Consider the following 14925-nt stretch of genomic DNA (forward strand, 5'->3'; position numbering starts at 1 on the left):
GATTAGCGCAGTTTGGTAGCGCACTTGGTTTGGGTCCAAGGGGTCGCAGGTTCAAATCCTGCATCGCCGACCATTTTCTTATACAATAAGAACAATAAGTAAACTCCTCTAAGTTATAAATCTAAATCTGTTAGCCTATAATTCTATTAAATAATTTCTATTTTATTCTATTTAGTCCGTAGTTAGCCTGTTTTTTATTCAGTTAGTCTTTATAGTCCCTTATCTAGTCCAAATAATTGCCCCCTATACTCGACTATCATAAATATTAGGTTATAATGCCGCGTCTATTGTTTAACATAGTGCCCGAAGGGCAAAGCAGCAATGGTGTCTCATGGTAGCGACGGATGCTTTTAAGTGTGAAAAACCGCTTAAACTTTATCAAGACTCATGCAGAACACTTTGTTTGTAAAGGAAGGCGAACAGTCGCCAAAATTGAATATTGAGGTAAATCATGCAAGTTTCTGTTGAGACGACCCAAGGCCTTGAGCGCCGTATAACTATCACCGTTCCTTCAGAGAACGTTGAGACCGAAGTAAAAAAACGCCTACAACAACTGTCAAAAACACAGCGTATAGATGGTTTCCGTGCTGGTAAAGTTCCAGTATCTGTAATTAACAAGCGTTTTGGCCCTGCAGTTCGTCAAGAAGTTGCTGGCGAAGTAATGCAACGTAATTACATTGAAGCAATCGTTTCTGAAAAAATCAACCCAGCTGGCGCGCCTACATTCGCTCCTAAATCACTTGAAGCAGGTAAAGATTTAGAATTCTCAGCAACGTTTGAAGTTTACCCTGAAGTTGAAGTTCAAGGTTTAGATAAAATTACTGTTGAAAAACCAGCAGTAACAGTAACTGACGAAGATTTAGCTAACATGCTAGAAACACTTCGTAAGCAACACGCAGCGTGGGCTGATGTTGATGCAGCTGCTGGCGAAAACGACCGTGTAACAGTTGATTTCGTAGGTACTATCGACGGTGAAGTATTTGAAGGCGGCAAAGCTGAAGACTTCCCATTAGAACTTGGCCAAGGTCGTATGATCCCAGGTTTTGAAGATAACATCGTAGGTAAAAAAGCAGGCGAAGAAGTAGTTGCTGATGTAACTTTCCCTGATGATTACCACGCTGAAAACTTAAAAGGTAAAGCGGCTCAATTCACTATCACAGTGAAAAAAGTTGAAGCGCAAGAATTACCAGAATTAAGCGAAGAGTTTGCAACTAAATTCGGTGTTACCGAAGGCGGCGTAGACGCGCTTAAAGAAGAAGTTAAAAAGAACATGACACGTGAGCTAGACCAAGCGGTTAAAGCAAGCGTTAAAGACCAAGCAATCAAAGGTCTTTTAGCTAACAACGAAATCGAAGTGCCTAAAGCACTTGTTGATCAAGAAGTTGATGCTCTACGTCAGCAAGCTGCTCAACGTTTTGGCGGCGACGCTCAAAACATGCCAGAGCTTCCAGCTGAATTGTTCCACGAGCAAGCTGTAACACGTGTAAAAACTGGCCTTTTATTAGGTGAAGTGATTAAAGCTAACGACATCAAAGTTGATGATGCTAAAGTTGAAGCATTAATCGCAACAGTAGCTTCTGCATACGAAGATCCAACTGAAGTAGTAGAATACTACAAAGGTAATGATCAACTTATGCAGCAAATGCGTAATGTAGCAATGGAAGAGCAAGCTGTTGAAGCTATTTTAGCTAAAGCAGTTGTTACTGATGTTGAAAAAGCATTTGATGACATCATGAATCCACAGCAAGGTGCTTAATAAGTCATTGACTTAAGCTCTCGCTAACGATTAAATGGCTCGTGTTACTCTGTTTATACAGCGTGCCCGGGCCATTTTAGTTTTTGGCTCTAAATTTGCGAAAAACGATAACTATGCTTCCTTATAATAAGGATAAGTATAAGCGCATAAGGAATTAAATAAGTATGAATACTGGTATTACAGATCCCCTAAATGCATTGGTCCCAATGGTTGTTGAACAAACACCAAAAGGCGAGCGCTCGTATGATATTTATTCGAGATTATTAAAAGAGCGTATTATCTTTTTAACAGGTCAAGTTGAAGACAACATGGCAAATCTGATCTTAGCGCAAATGCTATTTTTAGAATCAGAGAACCCTGATAAAGATATCTTTTTATATATCAACTCACCAGGTGGTTCAGTAACTGCGGGTATGGCTATTTACGACACAATGAACTTCATCAAACCAGATGTAAGTACAATATGTGTAGGTCAAGCTGCAAGCATGGGTGCTTTTTTACTTACTGCTGGTGCTAAAGGTAAGCGTTTTTGCCTACCAAACTCACGTGTGATGATTCACCAACCATTAGGTGGTTTCCAAGGTCAAGCATCTGACTTTGAAATACACGCTAAAGAAATTCTGTCTATTAAAGATAAGCTTAACCGCTTAATGGCTGAGCATACAGGCCAACCATTGGATATTATCTCTAAAGACACTGATCGTGATAACTTCATGAGTGCTTCGCAAGCTGTAGATTACGGTTTGGTAGACTCTGTGTTTACAAATCGCGACAAAAAGTAAGCGCTTGGTAAACAGGACTACCTGTTTGCCACTTTGAGTTACTATGCGAAAACCAATAAATTTTGGTATAGTTAAAGCGTATTGAAATAGCCGCCAATAATTTTGGTGGCCAACGTAATAAAATGAGGTAGCTGAATGTCTGACACTCCTACAGACGGCGACAAAAGTAATAAATTGTTATACTGCTCTTTTTGTGGCAAAAGCCAACATGAAGTGCGTAAATTAATTGCAGGCCCTTCAGTATACGTTTGTGATGAATGTGTAGAGTTGTGTAACGATATTATCAGGGAAGAGATCAAAGACATTGCTCCTAAGCATGATACGTCTGACAAACTACCTGTACCAAAAGAAATTCGTAAACACTTAGACGATTATGTTATTGGTCAAGATCATGCTAAAAAAGTATTGTCTGTTGCCGTTTATAACCATTATAAACGCCTACGTAACCAATCGACTAAGCAAGACATTGAATTAAGTAAAAGTAATATTTTGCTTATCGGCCCAACAGGTAGTGGTAAAACATTACTTGCAGAAACATTAGCGCGCCTACTTGACGTGCCGTTTACTATGGCCGATGCCACTACATTAACCGAAGCAGGTTATGTAGGTGAAGATGTTGAAAACATCATTCAAAAGCTTTTACAAAAGTGCGATTACGATGTTGAAAAAGCACAGCGCGGTATTGTCTACATCGATGAAATTGACAAGATTTCTCGTAAATCAGATAATCCTTCAATTACGCGTGACGTATCAGGCGAGGGCGTTCAACAGGCGCTACTTAAACTGATTGAAGGCACCGTTGCTTCTGTTCCACCGCAAGGTGGTCGTAAACATCCACAGCAAGAGTTTTTACAAGTAGATACATCTAAAATCTTGTTTATTTGTGGTGGTGCATTTTCAGGCCTAGATAAAGTAATTGAGCAACGTAGCCATAAAAACACCGGTATCGGTTTTGGCGTTAGCGTGAAAGAGTCTGCGGCGAGTCGTTCTTTAAGTGAAACATTTAAAGATGTAGAGCCAGAAGATTTAGTTAAATATGGCTTAATTCCTGAGTTCATAGGCCGTTTGCCGGTAGTGGCTACGTTAACAGAACTTGATGAAGCAGCTCTTGTACAAATATTGAGTGAACCTAAAAACGCGATTACTAAACAGTTTTCAGTATTGTTTGGTATGGAAGACGTTGAACTTGAGTTTCGCGATGATGCCTTAGCTGCAATTGCCCACAAAGCAATGGAGCGTAAAACAGGCGCACGTGGTCTTCGTTCAATTGTTGAAGGTGTATTACTTGATACTATGTACGAACTTCCTTCAATGGATGATGTAAGCAAAGTGGTTATTGATGAAACCGTTATTAAAGGTGAGTCAGATCCAATCTTGATTTATGAAAATAATAAACAAGATAAAGCTGCATCAGAATAGTTTTTAAGCTATTTGAATGGAAAAAGGAGCCTTAGGCTCCTTTTTTTATAATTAATTTAATCGAGTTAGGGAAAATTGTTGAACTTTAATTAGGTTATCCCCATATACTTGAGTAATCTTTAAAATAAATGAAGTGCGAAGAGAAACTATAATGACGCTTGAGAGAACCGACCGAGTCGAAATCCCAGTCCTTGCACTGCGCGATGTTGTGGTATACCCGCACATGGTGATCCCGCTTTTTGTTGGCCGTGAAAAATCAATAAAATGCCTAGAAGCGGCAATGGACAAAGACAAACAAATTTTCTTGGTTGCACAAAAAGATGCAACTGTAGATGAACCAGAGCAAGATGATATTTATCGTATCGGTACTATTGCCACTGTACTTCAGTTATTAAAATTACCAGACGGTACAGTTAAAGTTTTAGTGGAAGGTACACAGCGCGCACAAATTGAAGAGTTTGTAGATAACGATGACTTTTTTGTCGCTAATGCTCAATTTATTGAATCTGATTCTGTAGATGAACAAGAGCAAGATATTTTTATCCGAAGCGCAATTAGCCAGTTTGAAGGCTATGTAAAGCTAAATAAAAAAATTCCACCTGAAGTACTAACTTCAGTTTCAGGTATCGATGAGCCAGCACGCCTTGCCGACACAATGGCAGCGCATATGCCGCTTAAAGTACCTGAAAAACAAAAAGTGCTCGAAATTTCAAGTGTCACAGAACGTCTTGAATATTTAATGGCACTAATGGAAGGCGAAATAGACTTATTGCAAGTTGAGAAGAAAATTCGTACCCGCGTTAAAAAGCAGATGGAAAAATCTCAGCGCGAGTACTACCTAAATGAGCAAATGAAAGCCATTCAAAAAGAACTTGGTGAGCTTGATGATGTGCCTGATGAATTTGAAGCGCTTAAAAAGCGTATTGAAGATTCTGGCATGCCTGATGAAGCTAAAGAAAAGGCAACTACAGAGCTCAATAAGCTTAAAATGATGTCGCCAATGTCTGCAGAAGCAACTGTAGTGCGTTCATACATAGATACATTAATTAATGTGCCATGGAAAAAACGCTCTAAAGTGAAAAAAGACTTAGCAGGCGCACAAAAAATTCTTGATAGCGATCATCACGGCTTAGATAAAGTAAAAGAACGCATTATTGAGTACCTCGCAGTACAACAGCGTACTAATAAGCTCAAAGGGCCAATTTTATGTTTAGTTGGACCACCAGGTGTTGGTAAAACATCACTAGGGCAATCTATTGCACGTTCTACTGGTCGTAAGTATGTTCGTATGGCACTTGGCGGCGTACGTGATGAAGCTGAGATTCGTGGTCATCGTCGTACATACATTGGTTCAATGCCAGGTAAGCTAATTCAAAACATGACAAAAGTGGGCGTTAAAAACCCATTATTCTTATTAGATGAAATCGATAAAATGTCATCAGATATGCGCGGCGATCCAGCATCAGCATTGTTAGAGGTGCTTGATCCGGAGCAAAACAGTCATTTTGCCGATCACTATCTTGAAGTCGATTACGATTTATCTGACGTTATGTTTGTAGCAACATCAAACAGCTTTAACATTCCTGGTCCATTATTGGACCGTATGGAAGTTATTCGCTTGTCGGGTTACACCGAAGATGAAAAGCTAAACATTGCAAAAGAGCACTTAATTACTAAACAAGTTAAACGTAACGGCTTAAAAGAGTCTGAAATAGTTATCGAAGACAGCGCAATTATTGGCATTATTCGTTATTACACACGTGAAGCGGGTGTACGTAACTTAGAGCGCGAAATTTCGAAACTATGTCGTAAAGCAGTTAAAAATATCTTACTTGAAAAAGACACTAAAATAGTGACCATCAATCAAGATAACCTAGAAGACTTTTTAGGTGTGCAGCGCTTTGATTATGGCAAAGCTGAAGATGGCGACCGTATTGGTCAAGTTACAGGCTTAGCATGGACAGAAGTTGGCGGTGATTTGCTAACAATTGAATGTGCGGCAGTGCCAGGTAAAGGCAAGTTAAGTTACACCGGTTCTCTTGGCGATGTAATGCAAGAGTCGATTCAAGCGGCAATGACGGTTGTGCGTAATCGAGCAGATACTTTCCGTATTAACAGCGACTTTTACGAAAAACGTGATATTCACGTACACGTACCTGAGGGCGCAACACCAAAAGATGGTCCTAGTGCGGGCGCAGCAATGGTAACGGGTCTTGTATCTAGCTTAACGGGTAATCCTGTACGAGCAGATGTTGCTATGACTGGTGAAATTACGCTACGCGGTGAAGTACTTCCGATTGGTGGCTTAAAAGAGAAGTTATTAGCGGCGCATCGTGGTGGAATTAAAACAGTGATCATTCCAAAAATTAACGAACGTGACTTAAAAGAGATACCAGACAACGTGCTGGCAGGTCTTGATATTCACCCAGTTACTTGGATTGACGAGGTGTTAAAGCTTGCTTTAGTGCATCCTGTTGAGAGTTTTTCGGTCGAAACACCTAAAAACCAAGAAAAAACATAAAAAAAGTGCTTTTTAGGGCTTTTCAAATCTAAACGGTATGATAAGTTAAGCACTGGTTTTCAAGCCTAGCCCTTACGGGGCCTAGGCTTAAGAAAAATATAATCATGTGGGCATTAAAAGTTTGCTCTAAAATTTTCAAAAAAGTGATGTTAGTTTAAAAAACCATCGCTCTTGATAATAACAATGAAAGAGGATGATATTGTGAATAAATCTCAATTAATCGATCAAATCGCAGCTGATGCTGACATTTCTAAAGCGGCTGCAGGTCGTGCACTAGATTCATTCATCGAATCTGTATCTGGCGCGCTAAAAGATGGCGACTCAGTTGCACTTGTAGGTTTTGGTACTTTCTCAGTACGTGAACGTGCTGCACGTTCAGGCCGTAACCCGCAAACTGGTGAAACTATCCAAATTGCTGCTGCAACTATTCCAGCTTTCAAAGCCGGTAAAGCGCTTAAAGACGCAGTAAACTAATCACTGTTTTAAACACATTAGTTATGGCGAGTGTAAAGTTACTGATTCACCACAACAGATGAGTTAAGTAACTTTTCCGCCAGTTACTTCAAGTGAAAAAGCGTATCTGGTAAGATACGCTTTTTTTACATGTGACAAGGTAAAATACCTTGATCAAAAAGAGATAAACAAATGCTTGAGAAAATCAGAGAAGGTTCGCAAGGACCTGTAGCCAAAATAATTTTAGGCGCGGTGATTTTATCTTTTGCCTTAGCAGGGATCGGTAGTTACTTAGGTCAAACCACAGAACAACCCGTTGCTGAAGTAAATGGAATTAAAATTAGTCAAACCGATTTTAACCGTGCTTACCAAAATGAACGTAGCCGTTTAGAGCAGCAATTTGGTGAATACTTTACACAAATTGCAGCTGATCCAAATTACATGGCACAAATTCGTCAAGGTGTAGTTGACCGCTTAGTACAACAAGAATTGCAATCACAGCTAGCGGCTGATTTAGGCCTTCGCGTAAGCGACGAAAGTGTACGTAAAACAATTTTAGAATTACCGTACTTTCAAATTGGTGAAAAGTTTAATAACGACCGTTACCTACAAGTAATTCGTCAAATGAATTTTCAACCAGATGCTTTTCGTGAATATTTACGTAAAGATATGACACGCAGCCAGGTAGTATCTGCTGTTGCAGGCACAGACTTTGCCCTAGAGAGCGAGCTGAAAAGCGCAATTGCTCTTCAGCAGCAAACTCGTAGTATTGATTACGTAGTTGTAAACAAAGAGGCACTTGCGGCGAATGTTGAAGTATCAGCTCAAGAAGTATCTGATTACTACGACCTAAACGCATCTCAATTTTTATCTCCAGAGCTTATCTCAGTAAGTTACATTGAGCTTAAAGCAGCAGATATCAATGTTGAATCGGTAACCGAGGATGACGTTAAAGCGTATTATGAGCAAAACAAAGCACAATACGTTGAGCCAGAAAAGCGTCGCGTATCACATATCTTAATTGATAACAGTGAAGACGATGATGCAGCAAAAGAAAAAGCCAATGCTCTTCATGCACAGCTAGAGCAAGGTGCAGACTTTGCTGAGTTAGCACAATCATCGTCTGACGATATCGTTAGTGGTGAAATGGGCGGCGATCTTGAGTGGATTGAGCGTGACGTAATGGACCCTGCATTTGAAGACGCGGCTTTCGCGCTTGAAAATAAAGGTGATATTTCTGACGTTGTTACTTCTGAGTTTGGTTATCACATAATTAAACTTACTGACATTCAACCACAACAAGTTAAAGCGTATGACGATGTTAAAGCTGACTTACGTGCTGAATTAGAACAAGCTGAAAAAATTGATGCATTTTACGAAAAGCAAACTGAAATGGGTGCACTTGCATTTGAAATTTCAGACCGCTTAGATGATGCTGCAGAAGTTGCTGAAGTGGAAGTTAAATCTACACCTCTTTTAGCACTTAATGCTCTACCAGAGCCGTTAAACAGCCCTGCAGTTGTTACAGCATTAACATCAGTTGATTTACTTGAAGATAAAGTAAATTCTGAAGTTATTGAGCTGGGCGATGAGCATGCAATCATTGTTCGTATTAACGAGCACAAAGCTGCTGCTACTAAGCCGTTAGACGAAGTAAGCGAGGAAATTAAAGCGCGTTTAGTTAATGAAAAATCATCTGAGCTTGCTAAAGAAAAGGCACGTAGCTTATTTGCAGAAGTACAAGCAGGTAAGAGCCTAAACGATGTTGCTAACGAGCAAAGCTTAACACTTCGCCAAGAAGCTAAGTTAACACGTCAAAGCTATACTGTTTCACCTGCTATTGTGACTCAAGCTTTTAAAATGGCTCACCCAGCGGATTCTGCGGTAGTCGATCTCGTTAATTTAAATAATGGTGATGCAGCAATTGTTGCGCTTAAGTCGGTAACAGATGCACAAGTTGCAGCTAATATTGACCCTCAAGCAAAACAAAGCATTACTATGGCGCAAGCTAATAAAAACTACATGGTATTTATTGAAGCGCTTAAAGCCAATGCTGAGCTTAACTTACCAACGGCTACACAAACTGTTGAGTAATTAATTTTAGCTCATAAAGAAAGGCGCTTTTAAAGCGCCTTTTTTATTGTCTTTTAATTACCTCTGGCAATAAACTCAATCCGATTGCCGCTAGGCTCTCTTATCATCATATGTTGTGTTGGGCCGCTACCTAAGTTTTCGGGTGCAAACTCTATAATAATATTATTTTGCATTTTTAAGCGTTCATGTAGCTCGCTTAACTTTTTGATACTTTCAACACTGAGTGCTAAATGGTGTAAGCCCACATTTTCTGCACGATTAAACTCCACACGTTTTGCATCGTTTTTCACGCGCCATAATGTAATGGTTATTTTATTGTTTGATAAAAAATAAGCAGGATAGGCTGGGTCATTCCCTAGCGTTTTAAAGCCAAGTACATCAGTAAAAAATGCTTTGGATGCATCTAAGTTTGATACGGTTAAACCTAAATGATCAACGCCACCAACCCAATTTGTATCAGCAATAGCTGAGGCAGATAGAAGGAGTAATGAGGAAAGGCTAAGTAGTAACTTTTGTTTAAGCATGAGATCTCTTGTTAATTAAATACAATTAACAAGAAGACCTAGTTAAATACGGTTATCTTACAAAAAGTTAGGTATTTATAATCTGCTTTAGCAGCTTAATAAACGCTGCGTTACTTTTGATTGAGGGTTTTGAAAAACATCTTCAGTAGGACCGTATTCAACCACTTCACCTTTATCAAGTACAACTACAAAATCACTAATGTGACGTACTAAACTTAAATGATGAGTGATCATCACATACGTAAGGCCTGTATCGCGCTGCAGCTTAAGTAACAAGTTTACTATTTGCGCCCGTATAGAGGGATCTAAAGACGAAACAGCTTCATCAAGTACAATCACCTTAGGATCTAAAATTAATGCACGAGAAAACGCTACACGCTGTAACTGCCCTACGCTAAACATATGCGGGTAGTAGTGTTTATGATCGATTAACAAACCCACCTTAGAAAGCGTTGCATCAATCTTTTCAGTGCGTTCACTAGCATCAAGCTCAGTATTATATTGCAGGCAATCATCAAGCATTTCGCCAATGGTTAAGCCCGGGTTGAGCGATGCAGCTGAATCTTGAAAAATCATACGAATATGGCGACATTGATTATCGCGTACGCCATTATCTTCGATAATATTATTCTCGAGCAAAATTTGCCCGCTATCAGCGCTATCAGCTCCTGAAAGTAGTTTTGCCAACGTACTTTTACCTGCGCCTGTTTCGCCAATTATGGCAATGCTTTCACCTTTACCTACGCAAAATGAAATGTTTTTAAGGACTTCAAACTTTTTACGTGAAAAAAGCCCAGCTCGCACATTAAAGGTTTTACAAAGCGCTTGTACTTTTAACAGTGGTTGCATTACTTCATGTCCTTAATTAACGGGAAGTGACACGCATAACTATGCCCATGATGCTTAGTTAGGGCTGGTGTAACCACACAGGCTTTTTGCGCTTGTGGGCAACGCGGCCCAAGGCGACAGCCAATAGGCAAATGTTGCAAAGTAGGGATAGTCCCTTTAAGCGCATAAAAAGGTTCTTTATGTGCTAAGCCTTGCTCGTAGTCTGGCAAGCTTTTTAGTAATGCTTGTGTGTATGGATGGCGAGGCTGTTTAAATATTTCATGGGTTGGGCCTGCTTCAACCATTTGCCCGCAATATAAAACATGAATGCCATGCGACCAATGTGCAATCTCTTCAAGTTCATGAGAGATCATCAAAATAGACATATTTTTAAGTTGGTTTAAGCTTTTTAGTAATCTAAATACTTGTGCGCGAGTTGTGCTTTCAAGTGCTGTAGTTGGCTCATCAGCGATTAATAGCTTAGGCGTGCGAGCAATGGCCATCGCAATCATTACTTTTTGACATACGCCTTCTGAGAGCTCATGAGGGTAACTACTTAGTACTGCTTCGTGGTTTTTAATGCCCACTTTATGAATAAGCGCTTTTACTCTGTCTTTTCTCTCGCGGTTGCGCTTTAAAAAGAAACCTTTAGTTGCGACCTCTGGGAGTGTTTCGGCAATTTGGTCAAATATTTTAGCGGTTGGGTCAAGGCAGCGACTTGGATCTTGATAGATCATCGCTATATCTTGGCTTACTATTTTACGGCGTTTCTCTGGGCTTAAACGCATTAAGTCTACGCCGCGCCAATGAATACGGTCGGCAGTAATATCCCAGCGTTCGTTCAATACACCAATAATCGCTTTTGCTATTAGGCTTTTACCAGAGCCAGACTCGCCTACAAGCGCATGTACTTCGCCTTCTTTTAAGCTAAAGCTTACTCTGTCTACGGCTCTAATTACAGTTTCAGAGGTACGTAGTTCAATAGTTAAGTTACGAACATCGAGTAATTGCATTTAATCAGCCTTACGTGCTTTTAGCACTTGTCGCAGGCCATCGCCTACTAAATTAGTAGATAACACGGCTAAAAATAACAGTACACCAGGTAGCGCTACAGTCCACGGCGCTAAATAAATAAGGCCCAGATTTTCGGCTAATATTGCGCCCCATTCGGTCGTTGGTGGTTGAGCCCCTAATTTTAAAAATCCCAGTGCTGAAATATCTAATATCGCAGTAGAAAGCGCCATCGTGAATATAACCACAATATGCTCATAAATATTAGGGAAAATACCGCGCGATATTATATGCCAATTAGATGCGCCATCGAGTCTAAACGCAGTAATGTAATCTTTACTTAATTCATCAACAATTAGGTTGCGCACCGAGTGAATAAATTGCGGTAGTAACGCTAAAATAATTGCCCATACGGTATTCATTAAACCAGGGCCGAGTATGGCGATTATTATTATGGCCAATAACAAAGAAGGAATAGAAAGTGTTATATCAAGTAAATGATTTAAAAAGCTTGAACGCAACCCTTTACTAATCCCTGCAAAAGTCCCCACTAATACACCAAACAGGGTCGTGATTAGGGCAGCTACAACTGAAAGTCCAAACGTATATGTTGCACCATTCATTAAGCGCGAGAGTACATCACGGCCTAAATCATCGGTGCCTAAAATAAAGCGTACATCGCCCATTTCTCGCCATGAGGGCGGTATGAGTAGTGCATCACTATGCTGTTGGTTTACGCCATAGGGCGCTAAAAAAGGAGCGGTGGCGGCCAATAATGCAAACGCCATAAATATCCATAAACCAACCAAAGCTGGGTGATTGTTTTTAAATTTGCGCCAAAATCGCGCAAGTGGCGATTTATTCGACTCTTCAGAAAATAAATTAAACTTTGCCATGGGCCTGATTCCGCGAGAGTGGATCGAATAAAGTGTAAGTAAGCTCAGCTGTAATAGAGGCTAAAATAACAAATAAAGACACCGCCATTAATCCGCCTTGAATTGCAGGAAAGTCGCGCTGATAAATACTGTCGATTAACCATCGGCCAATACCCGGCCAAGAAAAAATAACTTCAGTAATCATCGCAAGCGTTATCAAGGTACTAAATTGCAAACCTATTTGTTTTATAACCGGTAATAATGCATTACGAAGCGCATGGTGCATGATAAGTTGACGACGGTTAAGGCCTTTTGCCCTAGCTGTTTTAATAAAGTTTTGATCCATTACTTTAAGCATAGACTCGCGAGTAAAGCGCACTAATACTGTGGTTGGATACATGGCCAGTACAATAGTAGGGAGTGTTAAATGGCGCAGCGCATCAACAAAGGCCATTCCTTTATATGGAAACCCAGCTAGAGCAATATCAATTAATATAAACCCTGTACTGGCGGGTATTTCGTAAAGGAGGCCCATTCTGCCCGACATAGGAAACCAGCCAAGCTTTAATGAAAAAACCATTATTAACAACAATGCGAGCCAAAACACAGGCATTGAATAACCTACCATAGTGACAGAGTTTATAAGTTTATCGGGCCAGCGTTTATGATAGCCAGAGCCTAAAATGCCAGTAGGTACACCAATAACAACCGATACAATTAATGCATATACGCTTAGCTCTAAAGTAGCCGGTAGTAAGTCAATAATATGACTAAACACGCTGTTACCAGAGGCAAACGAAAGCCCCCAATCGCCTTGAAATATTCTCCCTAAAAAGGCAATGTATTGCATAAAGTAATTGCTGTTGTATAAATATTTATCTTCAAGCTCACTATGCTGTGCAAAGTTACCACTTGGTATGCCACTTAAATTACTTAGCGGATCACCGGGAAATAAATACGCCAGTGAAAACGTAAATACGCTGAGCATTAGTATCATAAAAAAGAACAAGCCAAGGCGACGTAAAATATAATCTAAGATCATTATTTTTTCCTCGCATTAGCAAGCGAAATAGCACCAAACGGGCCAAGTGTTATGCCTTCCACATCAGCGCTACTTGCTTGAAAGCGCAAGCCATGAGCAATAGGTAATAACGGCAACTCTTTAATAATTAAGCTTTGTGCGTCTTCGTAGTATTTTTTACGTTTGTTTAAATCAGTGGTGTCTAGTGCTTTAGTAAGCAATAAATCAAATTGGGGATTACACCAGTTTGCAGGGTTTTTACCACTAAAAGTAGCGGTGCAACTCAGCAGCGGGCTAAAAAAGTTATCAGGGTCGGGTGTATCTGCGGCCCAACCAAGTAATACACTGTCGTGTCGATGTTCGCCAATACGTTGAATAAACGTATTCCACTCATATTCTACAATACTGACGTTAACGCCTACTTTGCGTAAATCACTTTGCATAAGCTCAGCCATTTTACGTGCGTTGGGATTATAAATACGACTCACAGGCATAGCCCATATCGTCATATCAAAGCCATTAGGCAACCCTGCTTCAATAAGTAACTTTTTAGCAAGTTCTGGATCAAACGTAGGTATATCTTCTTGTGGCTCAAATGCCCAAGAGGTTGGTGGCAAAATAGATTGTGCGCGAGTACCGTTACCGTAATAAACCGCCTGCATTATTTTATCTACATCTATTGCGTGGGCAAGCGCTTGGCGTACGCGTAAGTCGTCAAACGGGGCACGCTCTGTATTAAATGCCCAATAACCTATGTTTAAGTTTGTTTCTTTTTCGACGTTTATATCATCACGTTGCGCTAAAATGCTCAATTGTGCACTACTTGGATGAGCCGTTACATCGCACTCTTTAGTCAGCATTTTTGCTATGCGCGTAGTGCCGTTAGGGGTTATATCGTAAACCAATTGCTCAAGTGCAACGTCATGCTTCCAATAAAGTGGGTTACGGTAAAAGCGCACAAGATGATCTCGACGGTATTCTTTATAAATATACGGGCCGGTGCCAATAGGGTACTGATCAAATAAGTTTTTTTGATTATTTTTCTTAAGTTTCATGGCGTATTCTTCTGAAAGCACCACGGCAAAGTCGGTGGCCATATTAGCTAAAAAACTACTTTCAGGATTAAATAATTCAAAACGCACTTGGTAGTCAGACACGCGCACAATTTTGCGAATAAGTTGATCAATTCCTACACTTTGAAAATAAGGGTAATCGGCATCGCCCACAAAGTGATATGGATTATATACATCGAATAATCGGCTAAAGGTGAATATAACGTCGTCGGCGTTAAAGTCCCGCGATGGGGTAAAATAAGAAGTTGTATGAAACTTTACATCTTTACGCAAGGTAAAGGTAACCGATTTACCATCTTTGCTAATTTTCCAATCGGTCGCCAGCTCACTTTGAAACTCTGCCGTAACAGGGTCAATGCTAATTAAGCGGTCGTATAATTGGTTAGCAATTATATCAATAGTTGAACCGGTGGTCGTGACTTGCGGATTAAACGACACAGGGTTAGCTTCAGCGCAATAAACTAAGCCTTGGTTTTTTTCTTCTATGATTTCTTCTTTGCTATCAAGGCAACCAACTAAAGTGGTGGTAAGCAAAACAAGTAATAATTTATGCACCCGCATAACCCCT

12 protein-coding genes are annotated in these 14925 nt (G+C 40.1%); 6 read left to right on the forward strand and 6 right to left on the reverse strand.

Annotation, left to right across the window (positions count from 1 at the left end; translation table 11 throughout):
- The first annotated feature begins 451 nt into the window (after positions 1 to 451).
- The 6 genes from tig to QMA08_RS05720 all read left to right on the forward strand — a co-directional run bounded on the left by tig (position 452) and on the right by QMA08_RS05720 (position 9025).
- Complete coding sequence (gene tig / locus QMA08_RS05695) at positions 452 to 1756, forward strand: trigger factor (RefSeq protein ID WP_002958347.1); 1305 nt, start codon at positions 452 to 454, stop codon at positions 1754 to 1756.
- 164 nt (positions 1757 to 1920) lie between these two features.
- Positions 1921 to 2538: an ATP-dependent Clp endopeptidase proteolytic subunit ClpP gene (clpP, locus tag QMA08_RS05700; protein WP_002958346.1), complete on the forward strand. Its 618-nt coding sequence runs from the start codon at positions 1921 to 1923 to the stop codon at positions 2536 to 2538.
- A gap of 135 nt (positions 2539 to 2673) precedes the next feature.
- Complete coding sequence (gene clpX / locus QMA08_RS05705; RefSeq protein WP_002958344.1) at positions 2674 to 3957, forward strand: ATP-dependent protease ATP-binding subunit ClpX; 1284 nt, start codon at positions 2674 to 2676, stop codon at positions 3955 to 3957.
- Positions 3958 to 4108: 151 nt separating this feature from the next.
- Positions 4109 to 6478, forward strand: coding sequence for an endopeptidase La (gene lon, locus QMA08_RS05710; RefSeq protein ID WP_024596372.1), 2370 nt, complete (start codon positions 4109 to 4111; stop codon positions 6476 to 6478).
- Between the two features lie 183 nt (positions 6479 to 6661).
- Positions 6662 to 6952: an HU family DNA-binding protein gene (locus QMA08_RS05715; RefSeq protein WP_158000827.1), complete on the forward strand. Its 291-nt coding sequence runs from the start codon at positions 6662 to 6664 to the stop codon at positions 6950 to 6952.
- Between the two features lie 171 nt (positions 6953 to 7123).
- Positions 7124 to 9025 carry a SurA N-terminal domain-containing protein gene (locus QMA08_RS05720; RefSeq protein ID WP_290173895.1) on the forward strand — a complete coding sequence of 634 codons (1902 nt, stop codon included), beginning with the start codon at positions 7124 to 7126 and terminating at the stop codon, positions 9023 to 9025.
- A 53-nt stretch (positions 9026 to 9078) separates the two neighbouring features.
- Here QMA08_RS05720 and QMA08_RS05725 read toward each other — a convergent pair whose 3' ends face one another.
- The 6 genes from QMA08_RS05725 to QMA08_RS05750 all read right to left on the reverse strand — a co-directional run bounded on the left by QMA08_RS05725 (position 9079) and on the right by QMA08_RS05750 (position 14912).
- Positions 9079 to 9549 (reverse strand): VOC family protein, encoded by a 471-nt coding sequence (locus tag QMA08_RS05725; RefSeq protein ID WP_290173896.1) that lies wholly within the window; start codon positions 9547 to 9549, stop codon positions 9079 to 9081.
- An 87-nt stretch (positions 9550 to 9636) separates the two neighbouring features.
- Complete coding sequence (locus QMA08_RS05730) at positions 9637 to 10398, reverse strand: ABC transporter ATP-binding protein (protein ID WP_002958339.1); 762 nt, start codon at positions 10396 to 10398, stop codon at positions 9637 to 9639.
- Positions 10398 to 11390 (reverse strand): oligopeptide/dipeptide ABC transporter ATP-binding protein, encoded by a 993-nt coding sequence (locus QMA08_RS05735; RefSeq protein WP_002958338.1) that lies wholly within the window; start codon positions 11388 to 11390, stop codon positions 10398 to 10400. The genes QMA08_RS05730 and QMA08_RS05735 overlap by 1 nt, the downstream gene beginning before the upstream one ends.
- Complete coding sequence (locus QMA08_RS05740; RefSeq protein ID WP_002958337.1) at positions 11391 to 12284, reverse strand: ABC transporter permease subunit; 894 nt, start codon at positions 12282 to 12284, stop codon at positions 11391 to 11393.
- Positions 12271 to 13305 (reverse strand): ABC transporter permease, encoded by a 1035-nt coding sequence (locus tag QMA08_RS05745; RefSeq protein ID WP_002958336.1) that lies wholly within the window; start codon positions 13303 to 13305, stop codon positions 12271 to 12273. The genes QMA08_RS05740 and QMA08_RS05745 overlap by 14 nt, the downstream gene beginning before the upstream one ends.
- Positions 13305 to 14912 (reverse strand): ABC transporter substrate-binding protein, encoded by a 1608-nt coding sequence (locus QMA08_RS05750; RefSeq protein ID WP_024596506.1) that lies wholly within the window; start codon positions 14910 to 14912, stop codon positions 13305 to 13307. The genes QMA08_RS05745 and QMA08_RS05750 overlap by 1 nt, the downstream gene beginning before the upstream one ends.
- Positions 14913 to 14925 lie beyond the last annotated feature (13 nt).

The organism is Pseudoalteromonas sp. APC 3355 (assembly GCF_030407615.1).
Lineage (GTDB): Bacteria > Pseudomonadota > Gammaproteobacteria > Enterobacterales > Alteromonadaceae > Pseudoalteromonas > Pseudoalteromonas distincta.